The sequence below is a fragment of the Kitasatospora sp. NPDC088134 genome (genome assembly GCF_044741705.1).
Taxonomy (GTDB): Bacteria; Actinomycetota; Actinomycetes; order Streptomycetales; family Streptomycetaceae; genus Kitasatospora.
In genome coordinates, this window is sequence record NZ_JBIUTD010000005.1 from 123,435 (window position 1) to 143,021 (window position 19,587).

20 protein-coding genes are annotated in these 19,587 nt (G+C 74.2%); 13 read left to right on the plus strand and 7 right to left on the minus strand.

The window, feature by feature from the left end; all coding sequences use genetic code 11:
- Positions 1-63: 63 nt before the first annotated feature.
- The gene (locus ACIOHG_RS10575; protein WP_400947939.1) at positions 64-2,928 is read left to right on the plus strand and encodes an FAD-binding and (Fe-S)-binding domain-containing protein; all 2,865 of its coding nucleotides are present in this window, start codon (positions 64-66) and stop codon (positions 2,926-2,928) included.
- A 62-nt stretch (positions 2,929-2,990) separates the two neighbouring features.
- Here ACIOHG_RS10575 and ACIOHG_RS10580 read toward each other — a convergent pair whose 3' ends face one another.
- Complete coding sequence (locus tag ACIOHG_RS10580; protein ID WP_400947941.1) at positions 2,991-3,989, minus strand: Gfo/Idh/MocA family protein; 999 nt, start codon at positions 3,987-3,989, stop codon at positions 2,991-2,993.
- A gap of 177 nt (positions 3,990-4,166) precedes the next feature.
- On the opposite strand from ACIOHG_RS10580, the gene ACIOHG_RS10585 reads away from it, so the two are divergent.
- The 4 genes from ACIOHG_RS10585 to ACIOHG_RS10600 all read left to right on the plus strand — a co-directional run bounded on the left by ACIOHG_RS10585 (position 4,167) and on the right by ACIOHG_RS10600 (position 7,994).
- Positions 4,167-5,108 (plus strand): maleylpyruvate isomerase N-terminal domain-containing protein, encoded by a 942-nt coding sequence (locus ACIOHG_RS10585; RefSeq protein WP_400947944.1) that lies wholly within the window; start codon positions 4,167-4,169, stop codon positions 5,106-5,108.
- 249 nt (positions 5,109-5,357) lie between these two features.
- On the plus strand, positions 5,358-6,317 hold the full coding sequence (locus ACIOHG_RS10590) for a hypothetical protein (RefSeq protein WP_400947947.1): 960 nt from the start codon (positions 5,358-5,360) through the stop codon (positions 6,315-6,317).
- A gap of 133 nt (positions 6,318-6,450) precedes the next feature.
- Positions 6,451-7,095 (plus strand): dihydrofolate reductase family protein, encoded by a 645-nt coding sequence (locus ACIOHG_RS10595; RefSeq protein ID WP_400947950.1) that lies wholly within the window; start codon positions 6,451-6,453, stop codon positions 7,093-7,095.
- Between the two features lie 76 nt (positions 7,096-7,171).
- A protein-coding gene (locus ACIOHG_RS10600) for an IS5 family transposase (RefSeq protein WP_400947952.1) occupies positions 7,172-7,994 on the plus strand; the annotation gives its coding sequence in 2 pieces (ribosomal slippage) (positions 7,172-7,462 and positions 7,464-7,994; 822 coding nt in all).
- Positions 7,995-8,000: 6 nt separating this feature from the next.
- Here ACIOHG_RS10600 and ACIOHG_RS10605 read toward each other — a convergent pair.
- Positions 8,001-8,222 (minus strand): hypothetical protein, encoded by a 222-nt coding sequence (locus tag ACIOHG_RS10605; RefSeq protein WP_400947955.1) that lies wholly within the window; start codon positions 8,220-8,222, stop codon positions 8,001-8,003.
- A 154-nt stretch (positions 8,223-8,376) separates the two neighbouring features.
- Here ACIOHG_RS10605 and ACIOHG_RS10610 point away from each other — a divergent pair, with 154 nt between their 5' ends.
- Together ACIOHG_RS10610 and ACIOHG_RS10615 are read left to right on the plus strand one after the other, a co-directional pair.
- The gene (locus ACIOHG_RS10610; RefSeq protein WP_400947956.1) at positions 8,377-8,661 is read left to right on the plus strand and encodes a transposase; all 285 of its coding nucleotides are present in this window, start codon (positions 8,377-8,379) and stop codon (positions 8,659-8,661) included.
- A 4-nt stretch (positions 8,662-8,665) separates the two neighbouring features.
- Positions 8,666-9,487: an IS630 family transposase gene (locus ACIOHG_RS10615; protein ID WP_400947958.1), complete on the plus strand. Its 822-nt coding sequence runs from the start codon at positions 8,666-8,668 to the stop codon at positions 9,485-9,487.
- 17 nt (positions 9,488-9,504) lie between these two features.
- Here the strand turns inward: ACIOHG_RS10615 and ACIOHG_RS10620 are convergent, their stop codons facing one another.
- Both ACIOHG_RS10620 and ACIOHG_RS10625 read right to left on the minus strand, forming a co-directional pair.
- Entirely contained in the window at positions 9,505-9,852 is a 348-nt protein-coding gene (locus ACIOHG_RS10620; protein WP_400947960.1) for a hypothetical protein, read from the minus strand.
- A gap of 65 nt (positions 9,853-9,917) precedes the next feature.
- Positions 9,918-10,982, minus strand: coding sequence for a PP2C family protein-serine/threonine phosphatase (locus ACIOHG_RS10625; RefSeq protein ID WP_400947963.1), 1,065 nt, complete (start codon positions 10,980-10,982; stop codon positions 9,918-9,920).
- Positions 10,983-11,137: 155 nt separating this feature from the next.
- Here ACIOHG_RS10625 and ACIOHG_RS10630 point away from each other — a divergent pair, with 155 nt between their 5' ends.
- From ACIOHG_RS10630 to ACIOHG_RS10640, 3 genes are all read left to right on the plus strand, one after another.
- The gene (locus tag ACIOHG_RS10630; RefSeq protein WP_400947965.1) at positions 11,138-11,560 is read left to right on the plus strand and encodes a PaaI family thioesterase; all 423 of its coding nucleotides are present in this window, start codon (positions 11,138-11,140) and stop codon (positions 11,558-11,560) included.
- A 212-nt stretch (positions 11,561-11,772) separates the two neighbouring features.
- On the plus strand, positions 11,773-12,564 hold the full coding sequence (locus ACIOHG_RS10635; RefSeq protein WP_400947967.1) for a metallophosphoesterase: 792 nt from the start codon (positions 11,773-11,775) through the stop codon (positions 12,562-12,564).
- Between the two features lie 178 nt (positions 12,565-12,742).
- Complete coding sequence (locus ACIOHG_RS10640) at positions 12,743-13,711, plus strand: SGNH/GDSL hydrolase family protein (RefSeq protein WP_400947969.1); 969 nt, start codon at positions 12,743-12,745, stop codon at positions 13,709-13,711.
- A gap of 79 nt (positions 13,712-13,790) precedes the next feature.
- On the opposite strand, the gene ACIOHG_RS10645 is transcribed toward ACIOHG_RS10640, so the two are convergent.
- Positions 13,791-14,222 (minus strand): CBS domain-containing protein, encoded by a 432-nt coding sequence (locus ACIOHG_RS10645; RefSeq protein ID WP_400947972.1) that lies wholly within the window; start codon positions 14,220-14,222, stop codon positions 13,791-13,793.
- Positions 14,223-14,478: 256 nt separating this feature from the next.
- Here ACIOHG_RS10645 and ACIOHG_RS10650 point away from each other — a divergent pair, with 256 nt between their 5' ends.
- Entirely contained in the window at positions 14,479-15,351 is an 873-nt protein-coding gene (locus ACIOHG_RS10650) for a hypothetical protein (RefSeq protein WP_400947974.1), read from the plus strand.
- A gap of 85 nt (positions 15,352-15,436) precedes the next feature.
- On the opposite strand, the gene ACIOHG_RS10655 is transcribed toward ACIOHG_RS10650, so the two are convergent.
- The gene (locus tag ACIOHG_RS10655; protein ID WP_400947976.1) at positions 15,437-16,411 is read right to left on the minus strand and encodes an SPFH domain-containing protein; all 975 of its coding nucleotides are present in this window, start codon (positions 16,409-16,411) and stop codon (positions 15,437-15,439) included.
- A gap of 160 nt (positions 16,412-16,571) precedes the next feature.
- On the opposite strand from ACIOHG_RS10655, the gene ACIOHG_RS10660 reads away from it, so the two are divergent.
- Positions 16,572-17,435 (plus strand): uracil-DNA glycosylase, encoded by an 864-nt coding sequence (locus tag ACIOHG_RS10660; RefSeq protein ID WP_400947978.1) that lies wholly within the window; start codon positions 16,572-16,574, stop codon positions 17,433-17,435.
- Between the two features lie 186 nt (positions 17,436-17,621).
- Here ACIOHG_RS10660 and ACIOHG_RS10665 read toward each other — a convergent pair whose 3' ends face one another.
- Entirely contained in the window at positions 17,622-18,485 is an 864-nt protein-coding gene (locus ACIOHG_RS10665) for a CHAD domain-containing protein (protein ID WP_400947980.1), read from the minus strand.
- Between the two features lie 413 nt (positions 18,486-18,898).
- Between ACIOHG_RS10665 and ACIOHG_RS10670 the strand changes: the two genes are divergently transcribed.
- The gene (locus ACIOHG_RS10670; protein ID WP_400947982.1) at positions 18,899-19,558 is read left to right on the plus strand and encodes an Ig-like domain-containing protein; all 660 of its coding nucleotides are present in this window, start codon (positions 18,899-18,901) and stop codon (positions 19,556-19,558) included.
- The last annotated feature ends 29 nt before the right edge of the window (positions 19,559-19,587 follow it).

The following is a 19,587-nucleotide window of genomic DNA, read 5'->3' on the forward strand; positions in this document are numbered from 1 at the left end:
GGCGACACCCCGGGGCGCGCCGGTCGAGCCCCGGTTCGCGGGGGTGGCTGGGATGATCGGGGCATGTCCGAGGACCTCGCCCGTGCCCTGGCCGCCGCCGTCCGGGGGGAAGTGCGTTTCGACACCGCCGAGCGGGCCGTGTACGGGCAGGACGCGTCGAACTACCGGCAGGTGCCGCGCGGGGTGGTGAAGCCGGCCGACCGGGCGGACGTGCGGGCGGCGCTGACGGTGTGTCGGGAGTACGGCGTGCCGGTGGTGGCGCGCGGGGCGGGGACGAGCATCGGCGGGCAGGCGATCGGGCCCGGGGTGGTGGTGCTGGACTTCCGGCGGCACCTGGGGCGGGTGCTGGAGGTGGATCCGGAGGCCCGCACGGCGCGGGTCGAGCCGGGTACGGTGCTGGACGAACTCCAGCGCGCGGCAAGGCCGTTCGGGCTGCGCTTCGGGCCCGACCCGTCCACCCACAGCCGGTGCACGCTCGGCGGGATGATCGGCAACGACGCGTGCGGCTCGCACTCGCTGGCCTGGGGCCGCACCTCGGACAACCTGCACAGCCTGGACCTGCTGCTCTCCGACGGTACCGAGACCACCGTCACCGGCCCGCTGACGCCCGCCGAGCGGGCCGCGCTGGCCGCCGCGCCCGGCCGACCGGGCCGCCTGCACCGGGAGTTGCAGGCGCTGGCGGCCGACAACCTGGCGCTGCTGCGGCGGGCGATGCCGGTGCTGCCCCGGCGCGGCTCGGGCTATCCGCTGGACGCGCTGCTGCCGGAGCGCGGCCACGACCTGGTCCGGGCGGTGACCGGCACCGAGGGGACGTGCGCGCTGCTGCTCGGCGCGACCGTCCGGCTGGTGCCCGAACCGGCGGCCCGGGCGCTGCTGGTGGCCGGGTACCCGGACGAGACGGCGGCCGCCGACGCGGTGCCCGGGCTGCTCCCGTTCGGGCCACTGACCTGCGAGGGCATGGCGGCGGACCTGGTCGCGGCGCTGCTCGCCGGCGGCCCGCGCCCGCCGGTGCTGGACCGGCTGCCGGACGGCGCGTGCTGGCTGTTCCTGGAGACCGGCGGCGCGACGCCCGCCGAGGCCGCCGACCGGGCACGTCAACTGGCCGACGCGGTACGGCGCGAGCGCACCGCCGCCGTCGCCGTGGTCACCGACCCGGGCGAGCAGCGGGCGCTGTGGGCGATCCGCGAGGCGGGCGCGGGCATCGTCACCCGGCTGCCGCCGACGGCGGACGGGCGGCCCGGCGGGGCGGCCTGGCCGGGCTGGGAGGACTCCGCCGTTCCGGTGGAGCAACTGGGTTCGTACCTGCGGGAGTTGCGGTCGCTGCTTGGGCGGCACGGGCTGCGCGGGGTGCCGTACGGGCATTTCGGCGAGGGGTGCGTTCATCTGCGCCTGGACTTCCCGCTGCGCGAACGGCCGGAGGCGTTCCGGGAGTTCATGCTGGAGGCGGCGGATCTGGCGGTGGCGCACGGGGGTTCGCTCTCCGGTGAGCACGGCGACGGGCAGGCCCGGGCCGAGCTGCTGCCCCGGATGTTCCCGCCGGAGCTGATCGGGCTGTTCGCCCGGTTCAAGCGGATCTGGGACCCGGCGGGCCTGCTCAGCCCCGGCCTACTGGTGGAGCCGCGCCGGATCGACGCCGATCTCCGGTTCGCGGGGCGGGAGTTGCCGCTCGCGCTGGCCTATCCGGAGGACGGCGGGAGCCTGCTGGGCGCGGTGCACCGCTGCGTGGGCGTCGGCAAGTGCGTGGACGACGCGGGCGGGGTGATGTGTCCGAGCTACCTGGTGACCGAGGAGGAGCGGCACTCCACCCGGGGGCGGGCCCGGCTGCTCGGCGAGATGCTGCGCGGCGACCTGGTGACCGGCGGCTGGCGCTCCCCGGAGGTCCGGGAGGCGCTGGACCTGTGCCTGGGCTGCAAGGGGTGTGCGAGCGACTGCCCGGTGCACGTGGACATGGCCACCTACCGGTCCGAATTCCTTTACCACCACTACCGGTTCAGGCCGCGCCCGGCCGCCCACCTGTCGCTGGGCCGGCTGCCTTCCTGGCTGCGGCTGGCCCACCTGGCGCCGCGCGCCGCGAACGCGGTGCTGCGCAACCGGCCCGCGGCGGCCGTACTGAAGCGGCTGGGCGGGATCGACCCGCGGCGCGCCCTGCCGGCCCTGCCCGGGCAGCGCTTCACCGCCTGGTTCCGGGCCCACCGGGCCGCGCATCCGGCCGATCCGGCGACGCCCGCGGTGCTGCTCTGGCCGGACTCGATGTCCGACCTGCTCGACCCGGCCCCGGCCCGGGCCGCCGTGCTGGTACTGGAGCGGCTGGGCTTCCGGGTGGTGTTGCCGGACGGCCCGGTCTGCTGCGGGCTCACCCTGATCGCCAGCGGCCAACTCGGCGCGGCCCGCCGGGTGGTGGGCCGGTCGCTGCGCCGGCTGCCGCCGGACCTGCCGGTGGTGGGCCTGGAGCCGTCCTGCACGGCCACCCTGCGGGCGGACTGGCCGCGCCTGCTGCCCGGCGTCGAACTCCCGTCCCGGGTGCGGACCTTCGCCGAGTTCCTGGACGAACGGGAGGTCGTGCTGCCGGAGTTGACCGGCGAGGCGCTGACCCAGGTGCACTGCCACCAGCACGCCGTCCTCGGCACTGCCGCCGACCGCCGCCTGACCGCGCGGCTCGGCCTGGCCGAGCGCCCGCTGGACGCGGGCTGCTGCGGCCTGGCCGGGGCCTTCGGGTTCGAACGCGGGCACTACGACCTGTCGGTGGCGATCGCCGAACGCGCCCTGCTCCCGGCGGTCCGCGCCGCCGCCCCGGAGACCGTGCTGCTCGCCGACGGCCTGAGCTGCCGCACCCAGATCGCCGAACTGGCGCCGGGCGCCCGGCCCTTGCACTTGGCCGAGCTGCTGCTGCGGGCCTTCGAGCAGTCGGCGGAGCGACCGGAGCAGTAAACGGAGCAGCAACCGGAGCAGCAACCGGGCGGGAAGATCCGACGGGGAGATCCGACGGGGCGTCATTCGCCGGGGTAGCGGACCCCGGTCCGTTCGCGCACCGCGTCCAGGGTGCGCATCACGGCGAGCGTCGAGTCGTGCGGCACCAGCGGCGATTCGGTCTCGCCCGCGCGCAGGCAGCGCATCACCTCGGCGGCCTCCAGGCCGTAGCCGTGGCCGATCCTGGCCGGGCCGTGGAAGGTCTCGGGTTCGGTGCCCGGGCGGTGCAGGGTGAAGCCGGCGGGGTGGAAGAAGTCGCGGTCGATCTCGATCCGGCCGGCGCTGCCCTGGATCGAGGCGCGCTGGCCGCACTGGGCGTCGAGCGAGCAGGACAGCAGCGCGGTGGCGCCGCCGGGGTGGCCGAGCAGCATCGAGGTGCGGGCGTCCACGCCGAGGCCGCTGAGGCGGGCCTGCGCCTGCACCGAGTCCGGTTCGCCGAGCAGGAGTTGGGCGAAGGCGACCGGGTAGACGCCGAGGTCGAGCAGGGCTCCGCCGCCGACCGCCGGGTCCCACAGCCGGTGGCCCGGCACCTCCGCCTCGACGAATCCGAACTCGGCCTGCACGGTACGGACTTCACCGATCGCGCCGTCGGCGACCAGTTCGGTGATCCGCCGCACGGTGGGGTCGAGGTAGGTCCACATCGCCTCCATCAGGAAGGTCTCGCGCTTGCGGGCCAGCGACACCAACTCGGCGGCCTGGCCGTGGTTGAGGGTGAACGGCTTCTCGCAGAGCACCGCCTTTCCGGCCTCCAGCAGCAGCTTCGTCCCGGCGTGGTGCGCGGAGTGCGGGGTGGCGACGTACACCACGTCGACCTCGGGGTCGGCGGCCAGGTCCGCCAGGCTGCCGTGGGCGTGCGGGATGCCGTGCCGGTCGGCGAAGGCCCGCGCGGAGTCGGTGCGGCGGGAGGCGACGGCGAAGACCTCGGCCCCGGGGACCGCCACCAGGTCCTCGACGAAGGAGGTGGCGATGCCGCCGGTGGCGAGAATGCCCCAGCGGATCGGTCGGTCGGTGATCGGCTGCACGGTGGTCCTCCGGTCCGGCGGCTGGTGTGGACCACTCCACCCTATCCACCGCCCCACCTGCGGGAACAGCCCCGCCGCCGGGCACCCTCCGTTCCTTTGCGCGCACGCCACCTTCCGCAGCGGATTACCGAGCGGTAGCCTCACGCTCCGTCCGCCACTGCCCCGGGAGTCGCCGCCGTGTCCGAACGTCCCGCCCCTGCCACCGGTCCCGTCGCCGATCCGGCCGACGCCCACCGCCGGACCCGCCTCGCGCTCGCCGACGCCGTCGACCGGGTCGTCCAACTCCTTTCCGCCGCGTCGGACTTGGGCCGCCGCTCGGCCCTGCCGGCCTGGACGGCGGGCGAGGTCGCCGTCCACCTGTCGGCGGTGTTCCTGGCGTACTGCTCGACCGTGCCCGGCCAGCAGGAGATGGCCGCCGTGGACTGGTCGACCGTCCTCCCCGGCACCGCGGGCGGCGACTCCGGCGGGACCGTGGCCACGGCCTCCGAACTGCGGCCCACCGAGGTCGGGTTCGGCGTCTGGATGGCGGAGGTCAACGCCCGGGCGCTGACCCTGGTCGGCGAGCAGGTCGACGGCCGGCCGGGGGCGTTCCTGGCCGAGCACGGCGCGCGCTTCCTGCGCACCACGGCGGCGCTCGACCCGGAGACCCCGCTCCCCACGCCCTGGTACGGGCCGGAGCCCCGGCTGACGGTGGCCACCGCGACCGGGCTGCTGCTCAGCGAGTGCCTGCTGCACGGCCTGGACATCGCCCGCGCCGTCGGCCTGCCCTGGCCGATCGACCCGGACCACGCCCGGCTGGTGCTCGGCCAGGCCATGCCCACGATGATGCCCCGCGCCCTCGACCAGGACCGCTCCCGCGGCGTCGAGGTGTCCTACGACCTCGCGGTGCGCGGCGGCCCGCGTCTCCAACTCCTGATCCGCGACCAGAAGTTGACGGTGACCGCCGGCGCACCGGCGCGCACCCCGGACTGCCGGATCTCGGCCGACCCGGTGGCCTTCCTGCTGGTCGCCTTCCACCGTGACCCGCAGTGGAGGGCCATCCTCCGCGGCCGACTCCTCGCGGGCGGCCGCCGCCCCTGGCTGGCCACCCGCCTGACCTGGCTCATACCGGCCCCGTAGGCCCGCCGTGTCCCGCCACCCACTGCTGCCGGGAGCGCTCACCCGGTCGGGGGACACGGCTCGTCCTGGCGGCCGATCCCGCCCGGCGAAGGCCGGTGCGAGGGTCGGGGCATGACTGCTGACGGACAGGTGCGGGGGCGGGCGCGGTGGTGGGCGCGGGGGCGGGCGCGATGGTGGGCGCGATGGTGGGAACGGAGGCAGGCGCGGGGGTGGGCGCGATGGTGGGAACGGCCGTACCGGGCAAGTCGGGTGGCGGTGCTGTGGGCGGTGGTCTACGGCACTTTCGGCCTGGTGTGCGCGGGGAGCGGGACGCCGGTGTTCCAGGGCGGTGAGCTGCCCGGGGGCGCCGCGCTCGACTGGGTCGTCGTGGCGGTGGGCGCGCTGGCCGGCCCGGCCTGCGCGGCGGTGGCCCGCCACGGGCCGCGGCCGGCGCCGCAGTCCCTGCGGGTGCTGCTGTGGGCGCTCTGCGGGGTGACGGTGGTCGCCGCGTTCGGTCTGCTGATGGACGTGATCACGCTGCTGACCGGCGAAGGGGTGGACAGTCCGCCGGCCACCGCGAACCGTTCGCTGGCCGCCGTCGGCGCGCTCCTGCTGGCGGCGACCGCCCGGTCCGACCGCCGCCCGACCACCGCAGGTCTCGCCCCGCCCGCGCCCTCCGCCGCCCCGCTGCGGGTCCAACTCGCCGCCGTCGGCGGCTCCGTGGCCTTCCTCCCGTACGTCGTGATGAAACTGGTCTGGGCGTTCGGCGGCACCTTCGCCGGGATCAGCGGCGAGGAGAACATCGCGGTCTCGGTGCGCAACGGCGCCTCGGGGATCTGGCTCACCCTGGAGTCCTGGGGCCTGGACGTCACCGTCCTGCTGGCCGCGCTCGGCGTCTTCCTGCTGTGGGGTCTGGTCCGTCCGTGGGGGCAGGTCCTCCCGCGCTGGACCCTCCTCCTGAGCGCCCGCCGGGTTCCGCGCTGGCTCCCGCTGGCTCCGGCCCTGATCGGCTCCGCCAGCCTCACCCTGTACGGAGTGTTCGGGCTGGGCTACTGCGTCCTGGCCGCGACCGGGGTGGTGACGATGCGGCAGGGCGACGCCCACTCCCCGGGGGACGCGCTGCTGATGGCCTGGGTCGGGATGACCGCGTTCGCCGGGTACGGTCTCGCGCTCACCGTCGCCGCCCGCTCGTACTGGCTCCGGAGCCGTCCGGTCCCCGGGCCGTTGTAGCGGTCCGAAGGCAACGGGTCGGGGCAACCCGCCGACACGTGTCGGGAGCGACCGTACCCGCGGTTGACGGTCCCGGGTCGTAGGCTCGCTGCGACCGCTTGGAGACCGCGAGCACTGGCCGAAGGTGGACCGCATGAGCAAAGTCCGCGTGCACAACTTCCACATCTCCCTGGACGGCTACAGCGCGGGCGAGACGATCACCCTCGACGCGCCCGTCGGCGGCGCCGAGCGGCTGTTCGGGTACTTCGACGGGCGGTTCATCCACGGTGTGGACGGCGTGGACGCGCCGATCACCCTCGATCGCGCGCTCACCAGCACCTGGGGCCAGGGGATCGGGGCCGAGATCATGGGCCGGGGCAAGTTCGGTCCGCAGACCGGCGAGTGGACCGACAACGACTGGCGGGGCTGGTGGGGCGAGGAGCCCCCCTTCCGCACGCCCGTGGTGGTCCTCACCCATCACCGGCGCGACCCGATCTCCTTCGACAACGGCACGAGCTTCCACTTCCTCGACGCCACGCCCGAGGAAGCCCTCGCCCGCGCCCGGGAACTCGCCGGCGGCGGGGACATCCGCATCGGCGGCGGCCCCTCCACGGTCCGGCAGTTCCTGGCGGCCGACCTCGTCGACTTCATGCACCTGGTCACCGTGCCCGTCACCCTGGGCACCGGGGTGTCGATGTGGGACGGGCTCGCCGAACTCCAGGACCGCTTCACCGTCGAGTCGGCGACCTCGGCGAGCGGCCTCACCCACCACTTCTGGAACCGGACCAGCGCCGGCTAGGTCATTTCTTTCCGATCATCTGATCGTTGGTCTGGTTGTGCCGTTGACTGACGCGCAGTGAGCGCGGACAGAGCCGTTGTTGCCGGACCGGACGCCGAAGCGGGGTGGGCGGTGGCGTGATCACCGGCAGGTGATCGACGCGATCGCGTGGAAGTTCCAGACCGGCTCACAGTGGGTGCACCTACCCGCCGAGTACGGTTCCTGGCAGGGCGTCTGCACCCGACTGAGGAACTGGGCGATCGACGGCACTTGGCAGCGGATCTTCACCGCGCTGCTCACCCGGGCCGATGCCGAGGGCGACCTGGGCTGGGCCGTCTCGGTCGACTCCACGATCGTCCGAGCCCACCAGAACGCGGCCGGGGCCCGTCAAAAGGGGCCCGGCCGGCGAGCCCGGACACCACGCCATCGGGCGTTCCCGCGGCGGGCTGACGACGAAGATCCGTCTCGCAGCGGACGGCCGCTGCCTCCCGCCGTGCTTCCACCTCACGCCCGGCCAGGCCGGCGACGCACCCGTGTTCGAACACGTCATGGCCGCCCTGCGCGTACCCAGGGCAATCGGCAGACCGCGTACCCGGCCCGTCGTGGTCCTGGCCGATCGGGCCTACTCGTCCCGAGCGATCCGAGAGCACCTGCAAAGGCGCGGGATCCGGGCGGTCGTCCCTCAGCCTGCCGACCAGATTGCCAACCGTGAGCGCAAGGGCAGCACCAGCGGCCGTCCGCCGTCCTTCGACCGCCGGGCCTACAAGCAGCGCAACACCGTCGAGCGCTGCATCAACCGCCTCAAGAACTGGCGCGGCCTGGCCACTCGATACGAGAAGACCGCCACCGTCTTCCGGGCGGGACTCCACATCGCGGGCATCTTCGTCCGGTCCGCCCGCCGATCCGAGAGGGCCACCTGACGAGCATCAGTTCCACGGGTCCCTGTAGGGATCTTCACCCAGCAGCTTCGCTGCGGCCACACAGAGGTCTTCGCCAAAGAGTTGGTTGCTGCCCCATTCGGATCCCCAAAGGTCGGTAGAGGCCTGGGCAACAGCCCGCCAGGAGTAGTCCTCATCGCACCGCCACGTGCGGATCTGAGCAGCCATCTCCGGCGTGATCGTCGCCGGGTCAATAGTGTGGTGCGTCACCCGGCGATCCTATGGACGTTGAGGAGAAGGTCGCCACCGGTTTACGCCTTCGCCTGCCCGTCCGAAAGAGACGGCCCAGTGGCTGGGCTCGGATCCTTGGCCGGGTAATTGATCATCCGGCTGTCGCAGGGCAGGCTGCCTCCAGGTTGTGACCGTGGAGGTGGTCGTGGGGCGTCGTCCAGGAGTGTTCGTCCGGCCGGTGAGTATGGAGGAAGGACGCCAGTTGCAGCGGATCAGCCGGACCGCGAAGGATCCGGTGAGGCTTCGGCGGGCGATCGTCGTGATGATGTCCGCGCAAGGCCAGTCGGTGCCGGACATCACCTCACTCATGCAGGTCAGTGCCGACTACCTGCGGGATATCATCCACGCTTTCAACGAGCGGGGGCTCGACGCGCTGGACCCAAAATGGAACGGGGGACGCCCGAGAGCTAATCAGTGACCAGGTGCACGAGCACATCTGCCTGATCGCCCGAACGTCCCCCGCAGACTGGAAGATCGCCGCGTTCTCGACCTGGAGCCTGACCAAGCTGGCCGAGCACCTGGTCAGGCACGCCGTCGTCCCGGCGGTCAGCCGCGAGACCCTGTGCCGGATCCTGTACGAGGGCAAGGTCTCCTGGCAGGCCACCACGACCTGGAAGTCCTCGGACGATCCGGACTTCATCGCCAAGATGCACCGGGTCCTGGCGCTCTACGACACCCCGCCCGGCGACGGCCGAGTGGTGGGCGTGGACGAGTTCGGGCCGTTGGACCTGATGCCCCGAAAGGGCAGGGCATGCCGTCAGCGCCGCTCACCGCGAAGACTGCGGGCGACCTACAGCCGCTACGACGGCGTGACGCACATGCTCGCCGCCCTGGACCTGGCGACAGGCAAGATGTACTACCGCATCCGTCCCCGCAAACGCTGGCGCGAGTTCCTGGCCCTGCTCAAGGCCCTGCGTGCCCGCTGGCCCGGGGAGAAGCTCCATGTCGTGCTGGACAACTTCTCCCCGCACAAGCATCCGAACGCCCGCGCCTGGGCCGCGGACAACCAGGTCGAGCTGGTCTTCCTGCCGACCTACGGATCGTGGCTGAACCGGATCGAGTCGGAGTTCGCCGCCCTGCGCTGCTTCGCCCCCAACGGCACCGACCACCGCAGCCACGCCGAGCAGAACGCCGCCATCAACTTCTACCTACGCTGGCGCAACAGCCGCGCGGAGTCGAAGTCCAACTTCACCCCCGACTCGACGATCCACAGCTGGGCCGAGTACCCGACCCTGGCCGCCTGACGCGCGACGCCGACCCGCTACAGCTCCACAAGCTGTTCAGCAGCGGCGGGACCCGACGCGGATCCGTACCGCAAGACCACATTCGCCGGGCGGAACGGCAGGTCACGCAGGACAGGTTCCATAACGGCGAAGAGCGCATCGGCATCCGGACCGTAGGCGAAGAGCACCACCTCACCGCCCCCGAACTCATTACCGTCGAACTCACCGACACCGGCTCGTTCAATCGCCTCGATCAAGAGGTTCTGAGCCGCGCGGACAGCCGCCCGATCGCCCGGCTCGCCGAAGCCGTCGCCAGTCAGTCGATACCGCGCAATGACCGCGTGCTCGACGCTTCCCTCCGCACCGCCATCAGCCGCATGAGTCATGCAGGAACGATCTCACCCCGTGCTGACATCAGTGGATTCCCCGTCCAAGGATCCGAACCGAGCCGCTAGGTCTCCCGTGTCTCCCGGAGGACGGCGACCAGGGCGGCGTCGTCGGGGAGGCGGCCGCCGACGTAGTGGAGCAGGTCGTGGCGCAGGCCGTCGAGGAGGGCGGTGGGCGTGGTGGGCAGGGGGAGGCGGGCGGCGCGGTCGGACAGGGGGTAGAAGGTGCCGGTGCGGTCCCGGGCCTCGGTGACGCCGTCGGTGTGCAGGAGCAGGGTGGTGCCGGGCGGGAAGGCGAACTCCTCGGTGCGGCGTTCGACGGGGCCGAGCGCGCTCATGCCGAGCGGCGGGGCGGCGCGGCGCAGCGGGAGGGTGCGGGTGCCGTCGGGGCCGAGGAGCAGCGGGGGCGGGTGTCCGCAGTCGGTGATCCGCAGGACCGGCAGGCGGTCGGGGAGGTCGAGGACGAGGGCGGTGACGAAGTTCTCGTGGACGTCCTGCCCGGTGTCGGCGGCGAGTTCGGCGAGGTGGCGGCAGTAGGACGCTTCGAGGACGTGGGCGAGTTCGGCGGGGTCCTCGTGGTGGTGGGCGAGTTCGCGGAAGGCGCCGAGCAGGGCGGCGGCGTCGCCGACGGCGTCGAGTCCCTTGCCGCGGACGTCGCCGATCAGCAGGCGGGTGGCTCCGGCGGTGCGGACGACGGCGTAGAGGTCGCCGCCGACCTTGGCCTCGTCGGCGGCGGCGAGGTAGCAGGCGGCGAGGCGCAGCGGTCCGGCCCGGTCGGGGAGCGGGCGGATCAGGACGCGCTGGACGGTGTCGGAGACGGCGCGGACCTGGTCGAGTTCGCGGCCGTGGCGTTCGCGGACCCGGCAGTAGGCGACGAGCGCGCCGGTGAGCAGGGCGAGGGCGGCGAGTTGGGCCTCGTGGTTGGAGGTGAACAGGCCGCCGTGCAGGACGGCGATGACCAACTGGGCCAGCACGGCGAGGGCGCCGATCAGCGCGGTGGTGCGGCTGCCGGCGAAGGACGGGGTGAGGGCGGGGGCGATCACCAGCAGCGGGCCGAGGTGGATGTCCGGGGAGATGGAGATGTCGACGGCGGAGATCAGCACGATCAGGGCGAGCGGCACGAGCACCATGAGGTGCCCGGTGCGCCACTCACCGCGCAGTCCCGCCAGACTCCGCCGCACTCCCACCTGACCACCATGCACCGTACGGGCGGTGGAGCACGACCGGGGCACGCTGTGCGCACGGACTATGGCGTTGCGTCACCGCCGCCGCCTACCATCGCGCCATGGCCACCACCCTCACGCCCGCCGAGGCGGACAAGATCCTCGCCGACCACTTCGCCCCCTGGGTCCAGGACCTGGGGCTGACGGTGGTGGAGACCGGCGAGCGCCACGCGGTGCTCCGACTGCCCTGGTCGGACCGGCTGGCCCGGGACGGGGGCGGGCTGTCGGGCCAGGCGATGATGGCCGCGGCGGACACCGCGACGGTGATCGCGGTCTCGGCGGCACTGGGCGGTTTCGCGCCGATGACGACCGTCCAGCTGTCCACCACCTTCCAGCGCCCGGCCCGGGACACCGACCTGCTGGTCACCGCCCGGCTGACCAAGCTGGGCCGCCGGATGGCCTTCGCCGAGATCGTGCTGGCCACCCCGCAGGCCCCGGACGACCCGGTCGCCCACGCCACCACGGTGTACGCCTTCCCCGGCTGATCCCCGCGCCCCGCCCCCGCCCCCGCCTCCGGCGGGAAAGCGCTTCCCCGTTGCCTCCCGGGGTGCCCCGCGCCCAGCGGGAAACCGCTTTCAGTGCCTGCTCAGGCCGCCCCACGCCCAACGGGAAACCGCTTTCCGCCTCCGCCCCAACCCCGCTACCGTCCGGTCTCGGCGGTGAACAGGACGGCGGCGGACAGGACGGAGGAGCACCGGTGGCGCGGGTGCTGGTGGTGGGTGACGTGCACGGCGAGTTCCTGCTGCTCGCGGAGCGGGCGGCGGCGGTGCGGGCGGCGTACGGCCCGTTGGACGCGGTCCTCGCGGTGGGCGACGTGGAGGCCAACCGGGACGAGGCGGACGCGGCGGGGGTGTACAGCCCGGCGAAGTACCGCAAGGTCGGTGACTTCCCGTTCGTGGCGGCCGGTGAACTGCCGCTGGGCGCGCCGCTGTTCTTCATCGGCGGCAATCACGAGCCGTGGCCCGCGCTGGACGCGGCGGGCCCCGGGGAGTGGGCGCCGGGGGTGCGGTTCCTCGGCCGGGCGGGGGTCGCCGAGGTGGCGGGCCTGCGGGTGGCGTTCCTCTCGGGCATCCACTCGGCGCGGGTGACGGACGCGGCGCGGCCGGTGCGGGAGTCGAACCGCGACCGCAACTACTACACGGCGGCCGAGCTGGGCCGACTGCTGGCGGAGGGCCCGCGCGTCCCCGGCGGGGTGGACGTGCTGCTGACCCACGACTGGCCGGCGGGGCTGCTGCCGGCCGCCTCGCCGGACGAGCGTCCGGTGGGCCGACCTGAACTGCGCACCCTGGTCGAGCGCCTGAAACCCCGTCACCACTTCTGCGGCCACATGCACCGCCCGCTGGACGCCCGGATCGGCCCGACCACCGTCACCTGCCTGTCGATCCTGCGCGAAACGCGCAGCGGCGGCCGCGCCAACAGCGGCGACGCGCTGGCCCTGCTGGAGCGCTCCCCCGACGGCGCCCTGCAGCTGACCCGCCCCGCCCTGTGACGCCGACTCCGTGACGCCGACTCCGTGACCCCCGCCCAGGGACGCCCGTCGTGCACCGGCCGCGCGCGCAACGTCCGCTCGCGCGCCGGGTGTTCGCCCGTGCACACCCCTACCCCTCGGGGCGTACCGGGCAGTAGCCTCCCCTGGCCGATCCCACGCCGTCCGGAGGCCACCACCCATGCGCCCGAGCCACCCGTCCAGCCCGTCCTACCGCTCCTCCCGCGCGTCCCGTCCGGTGCCGCTGCGTCGCACGTTGCTCTCCGCCGCGCTGACCGCCGTCGCGCTGCTCGGCGCGGCCACCGTGCCCGCCGCCGCGGCGAGCGAGAACCAGGGGCAGGGCCGGGGGCAGGGCGGGGCGCACCGCACCGCGTACTACCTGGCGTTGGGCGATTCGCTGGCGGCGGGCTACCAGTCCACGCCGGGCGGCGGGCACGTGGTGGGGCGGGGCTACGCGCAGGACCTGGCGGGGACGCTGGGTGCGCGGGCGGAGGCGGAGGGCCGCCCGTTCGAGTTCACCGATCTGGGGTGCCCGGGCGAGACCACCGGCAGCATGGCGGACGGCGGCTGCCCGTACCCGCACAGCTTCTCGGGATCGCAACTGGCGGCGGCGGTGGCCTGGTTGAAGGCGCACCGGAACGACGAGACGCTGGTGACGATCGACATCGGCGCCAATGACGTGCAGCGCTGCGCGGCGGGCGGTTCGCTGGACCTGCCGTGCGCGCTCAAGGGCATCGACCAGGTCAGGACCGGCCTGGACCGCATCCTCGGCGAGCTGCGGGCGGCGGCGGGACCGCGCACCCGGATCGTCGGCATGAACCTGTACGACCCGTTCCTGGCGGTCTGGACGACCGGCGAGCAGGGGCGGGCGACGGCCACCGCGTCGGTGCCGCTGGCGGGTGCGCTGAACGCCGTGATCGGCGCGGTGGACGCCCGCCACCGGGTGCCGACCGCGGACGTGGCGGGCGCGTTCTCGACGTACTCGTTCCTCCCGTCGGTACCGCTGGACGGGCAGCAGGTGCCGCTGAACGTGGCCCGGATCCTGCAGTGGACCAACATGGCGCGCGGCGACATCCACGCCAACGACGCGGGCTACCGGGTGATCGCGGACGCCTTCCTCGCCGAGCTGCCCCGGCAGTACCCGCGCTGACGGACCCGCACTGACAGGCCCACGCTGACGGACCCGCGCTGACGGATCCGCCCGCCGCGAAGCCCCCGCCGTACCCGGTTCAGGGAGCGGCGGGGGCGGTGACGGCGGTGACGAACTCGGCGAGGCGGTCCTGCGGGAGTCGGCGGGCGATGTCGGCCTCGCTGATCATCCCGACCAGTTCGTGCTCCGGGTGGTTGATCACGGGGAGCCGGCGCACCCGGTGCTGCTCCATGATCCGCAGGACCAGGTCGGTCTCCTCGTCCTCCTCGATCACCATCGGGCGCCCGACGGCGAGTTCGAGGCAGCGCACGATGGCCGGGTCGCGGCCCTCGGCGACGCACTTGAGGACGATGTCGCGGTCGGTCAGGATGCCGAGCAGCTTCTGCCGCTCGTCGCAGATCGGCAGCGCGCCGACGTCGCGCTCCCGCATGATGCGGGCCGCGTCGGCGAGGGTCTGCTCGCCGGTGACGCACTCCGCTCCGGGGTGCATGATCTCTTTCGCGGTGGTCATGGCCGGACCTCCCGAGGTCGCTGTGTCCGTTTCCTGTGTCCGTTGCCGCCTGTTTCCATGCTCGCCCCGGGCCCGACCGGGTCGCCACCGGGCACCGCCGCCGCACCGCCACCGTGCGGGCGGGCGGGCAAGCAGGCGTCCAGGGCGGGCGTTCCGGGCGGAGGTCGTCGGCAAACCGTTACCGGCGCGAGCTGGCACCGGCCGGGGCGGGCCGGGTGTCCTGGGAGCAGGAGAGTCGAACCGGGGGGGTTGCCTGATGAGGGCTCGCACGTTCTTGTCCGTCCTGTTCCTCGTCGCGGTGGTGGGAGCGGCCACCGGCTCCTCCCCCGTCGGTGCGGCGCCCACGGCCGAAGCCGCGTCGATGAAGCGCGCCGCCGAGGTGGCCCGGGCCTGGCCGGGGTCGGCCAAGGAGCGGTCCTGGCTGGCCGAGTACTGGCCGTGGAGCCTCCCGGAGCAGTGGCTGCCGTCGGGCGGGTTCCACGACGACGCCGACCGGCAGGCGTTCGAGGACGGCCGGCTCACGCTGCGTGCCGCGCCGCCCGAGGCCCCGGGCAGTGGGGAGGTCCGTTGGTCGAGCGGGGCGAGCCTGACGCTGCCCCTGATCCCGGCGTCGCGGATCGCCGCGCACCTGACCGCGGGCGGGCCCTGCCCGAACTGCTCCGCTCCGCTCGTCATCGACGCGATCCGCCCCGGTACCCGGCAGGTCCTCACCAGCCGGTGGCAAGCGACCGTCCCGACCTGGGAGTTCACCGTCGAGGGCTACTCCGAGCCGTTCGTCTACCCGGCGGTGGCCGCGAACGTGGCCGGGCCGGGGCACCCGCCGGTCCCCGAGGTGGACATCCCCGGGCTGGCCACGGTCCACCGCTGGACGGCCACGTCGGCGGACGGGTCGACCGTCAGCGTGCACGTCGCCCACGGTGCCTGCGACCGGGTGCTCCCGGGCCGGGTCTACGAAACGGACCGGGTGGTGGTGCTGATCGGCAGGACGACCGTGCAGTCGGGCAGCTGCATCGACGTGCTGGTGGACGCGCCCGCCGACTACCGGCTCTCGCGCTCGCTCGGCAACCGCCCGCTGCTGGACGCCGCCACCGGTTACGCGATCACCGTCGATCCGCTGTCGGCCGGTTGACGGCGAGAACCGGCCTGCGCCACCGCCGGTGCACCACCGCCACCGCCACCAGCCCCGGCCCCGTCGACGGTCGGCCGGTTCCGCGTCAGGTCGCGTGCGGCGGTGCGGGGGTCCGGTCCGTCTCCGTTCCGGCGAGGCCGGGTTCGGACCCGACGGCAGGAGGGGCGGCGGGATACTGCGGCAGTTCCAACTGCTCGACGCCCGGGTCGGGTTCCGGCACGGCCGCTGCCGTCCCGGGGCCCGGCGGCGGGGTTCCGCCCACCGCCTCCGCGAGCCGGGCCGTGCCCGCCTCCCGGACGGCCTGTGCGGTGGCGCGTTCGGTGGAACTCTCCAGGAAGCGCAGCAGTTCAACCGGGAAGGGCAGCACCAGGGTGGAGTTCTTCTCGGCGGCGACCTCCACCACGGTCTGCAGCAACCGCAGTTGGAGCGCGGCGGGGGTCTGCGCCATCACCTTCGCGGCCTCCGAGAGCCGGGCGGAGGCCTGGAACTCGCCGTCGGCGGTGATGATCCGGGCCCGCCGCTCCCGGTCGGCCTCGGCCTGCCGGGCCATCGAGCGCTTCATCGACTCGGGCAGCGCGACGTCCTTGATCTCGACCCGGTCGATCTGGATGCCCCAGCCCAACGCCGGGCTGTCCAGCATCAGTTCGAGCCCCTGGTTGATCGGCTCCCGGTTGGCGAGCAGGTCGTCCAGCTCGCTCTTGCCGATGATCGACCGCAGCGAGGTCTGGGCGACCTGGGAGATCGCGAAGCCGTAGTCCTGCACGTTGACGATGGCCTTCACCGGGTCGACGACCTTGAAGTACACCACCGCGTCGACCCGGACGGTCACGTTGTCCCGGGTGATGCCCTCCTGGGCGGGCACCGGCATGGTGACGATCTGCACGTTCACCCGGCGCATCCGGTCGGCCACCGGGACGATCCGGGCCAGGCCGGGGCCGCGCACCCCGTCCAGCACCCGGCCGAACCGGAACACCACGCCGAGTTCGTACTGCTGGACCGTGCGCACGCTCAGCCCGATGTAGACCACCAGCAGCGCAATCACCGCGTCGACCACGACCATCGCCGTCACCTCGCCCCGAGCAGGCGGGCGCCGAGCCGGTGCCGGAGCGGTCCGGAACGATCCGGGCCGGCACCGCGGGCCCGTACCTCCACGCTACTCCGCCCGCCCCGCCCCGCGGCGCTCCCCGGGCCGCCGGGTGCTGCGCCGTAGGATCGGCGGCATGCGACCGCCCGCGCCGCCCGCGCCGCCCGAACCGCCCGCGCCGCCCGAACCGCCGGCGCCGCCCGAACCGCCGGCGCCGTCCGGACCGTCCGGATCGCCCGCGCCGCCCGAAGGGCCCGAATCGCCGCTCCGGCAGCTCGAACAGGTGCACGGCCTGGCGGAGCTGGACGCGCGGGTGGTGGACTGCCGGGCCTGTCCGCGGCTGGTCGAGTGGCGGGAGGAGACCTCCCGGGTCAAGCGCCGGGCGTTCCAGGACCAGGAGTACTGGGGGCGGCCGATCCCCGGGTTCGGGCCGGCCGACGCGAGCCTGCTGCTGGTCGGGCTGGCCCCGGCCGCGCACGGCGGCAACCGGACCGGGCGGATCTTCACCGGCGACCCGTCCGGCGACCTGCTGTACGCCTCGCTGCACCGCCTCGGGCTGGCGAACCGCCCGCACTCGGTGTGGCGCGGCGACGGGCTGGAGCTGGCCGGCGTCCGGATCACCGACCCGGTGCGCTGCGCCCCGCCGGAGAACCGGCCGACCAACGCGGAGCGCGACACCTGCCGTCCGTGGATCGTCCGCGAGTTGGCGTACCTGCGGCCGACGGTGCGCGCGGTGGTCGCCCTCGGCGGTTTCGCCTGGCAGTCGGTGCTGCCGGTACTGGCCGCCTCGGGGTGGCAAGTGCCGCGCCCGAAGCCGAAGTTCGGGCACGGGGCGCACGCCGTCCTGCCGGCTGCGGACGGCGGCGCACCGCTGCACCTGTTCGGCTGCTTCCACGTCAGCCCGCGCAACACCTACACCGGCCGCCTCACTCCCGCCATGGTCGACGAGCTGCTGCGCACCGCCGCCCTCGCGGCCGGCCTGGAGCCGACCGCGCCGTAGCGATCGCGCCGTAGCGACCGGGTCGTTCGGTCCGGCCGGTGGTCGAGCAGGGTGTCGACCACCTGTCGGCGGCCCGCAGCGCGGTGGGCGGTTCGGGGAGCGGACGGGGCGTCAGGTCTTCGATCGTGGGCACCCGCACGATGCTAACGGCGCCGGTTCCGCAGGGTGGGGGCGGTGTGGCGGCGTTCAGGCGCGGCGGAGGCGTTGCGGGCGGCGGGCGGCCTGTTCCCAGGCGGCGGGGAGGAGTTCGCGGGCGAAGGCGAGTTCGGCGGTCTGGCGGCCGTAGAGGGCGCCGTAGCCGAAGCCGCCGTCGGAGAGGGTGCGGACGGTGTCGCGGGCGACGACGGCGTCCTGGTGGCGGCCGAGGACGTCCTGGAGGGCGCGCATCCGGTGGGTGAAGCCGCGGGCGGGGCGGCCGACGCTCTCGCCGGCGTAGCGGGCGCGTTTGGCGGCCTTGCGGGCATCGTGCAGGGCGTGTTCGCGGGCGGGGCCGTCGGGGGCCCGGCGGGCGGCGGCGAGGCGTTCGGCGGTGCGGCGGTGTTCGCGGCGCAGGGTGCGGGTGAGTTCGGGGGCGGCGGGGCGGGCGGCGCGGGCGTTGAGGGGCGGGTCGGCGGCGAGGGCGGTGAGTTCGGCGAGCAGGCGGCGGAAGCGTTCGCTGTCGAGGGCGGCGAGCACCTGCGGGCGGGCCTCGCGGGTCTCGCGTTCGCTCCAGGTGGCGAGTTCGGCGAGGACCCGGGCCCGGTCGGCGCCGTCGGGCAGTTCGCGGGCCTGGGCGAGCAGGCGGGCGCCGAGCACTTCGGCGTCCCGGGCCCGGCCGAGGGCGCGACCGAGCCACTGGAGTTCGTCCTCGGTGCGGGTGCGGTCGCCGCGCAGGTGGCGCCGGTGGGTGCGCAGGGCGCTGCGCAGGCGGCGGGCGGCGACCCGCATCCGGTGGACGGCGTCGGGCCGGTCGGCGCGGACGTCGGGTTCGAGGGCGGCGAGCCGGGCGGTCTGGGTGCGCAGGCGCGCGGTGAGGACGTCACCCGCAGTGCCGTCGATCCGGTGTCCCATCGGCTGTCACGTCCTTCCGTCCCTCCAGGGTAGGTCGGTCCCGTCCTTTTCCGGCGCCGCGCCGCGCCGTCCGCTTCCCGCGGTCGGGCGGTACCGCGCCGCGCCGTCCGCGCTCCGGGGCCGCCGGGCGGCCCGTTTCGCCGCAATGGCGCTGCCCGGGACAGCGCGACCGGGTGACGGGGGGCGTGGTGCGGATACGGATCAAGTCGTGTGCCGCACCGCCCGATTGGCCGGGGGCCGGGCGGGGTCGGTGGCATTCGGGGGAATGTGCGGTCGCACGGGAATGGCCGTGCCCGCCAGCGGTTACCGTCCGGTCGATTCCTTCGGCGGTCCGGGCCCGGCCCGGCTGCCGGGAAGTGTCCCGCGGTCGGGCCGCCACGGTGCCGGCCGGTTCTCCGATGTGAGGAAGTCCCTTGTTCTCTGCCCGTCGCCTGGCCTCGCTCGCCGTCCCCGCGCTCGCCGCCGGTCTGCTGCTGGCTCCGGCCGCGCACGCCGCCGCCCCGCGCATCGCGCCGTCGTCCTGTTCGCACTCCTGCCACAGCCACGCCATCGGCCGGGTGGCGCACGCCGTCACCACGATCGGCTCCCCGGTGGTGGCGGACGTGCTCGCCGCCGACGGCCTCCCCGGCGGGGCCGTGCTGAACGTGTACGACGTCGACCACGGGACCGTCGTGGTGAACCCGGACTCGACGATCCGCTACACCCCGGCCCCCGGCTTCGTCGGCAAGGACTGCCTGTACTACACGGCCCGTACGCCCGGCGGCGTCATGTTCGAGCAGAAGCTGAAGATCGAGGTGCTGGCCGACAGCAGCAGCGTGACCTCGACCCTCCCGGCCGCCACCACCCCCGGCACCCCCGTGACCGTGTCCGCCCTGGTCGGCCGTGCGCCCGGCACCGTGCTGACCGCGGTGGACACCCCCGCGCACGGCACCGCGGTCGAGGGCCCCGGCTCGACCGTCGTCTACACCCCCGAGGCGGGCTTCTCCGGCACCGACACCTTCCTGATCACGGTGCAGACCCCGGACGGCGGCTACGACGTCATCCAGGTCACCGTCCAGGTCGCCTGCCCCTGACCCGCGGCGCACGGCAGCGCCCGGGCCCG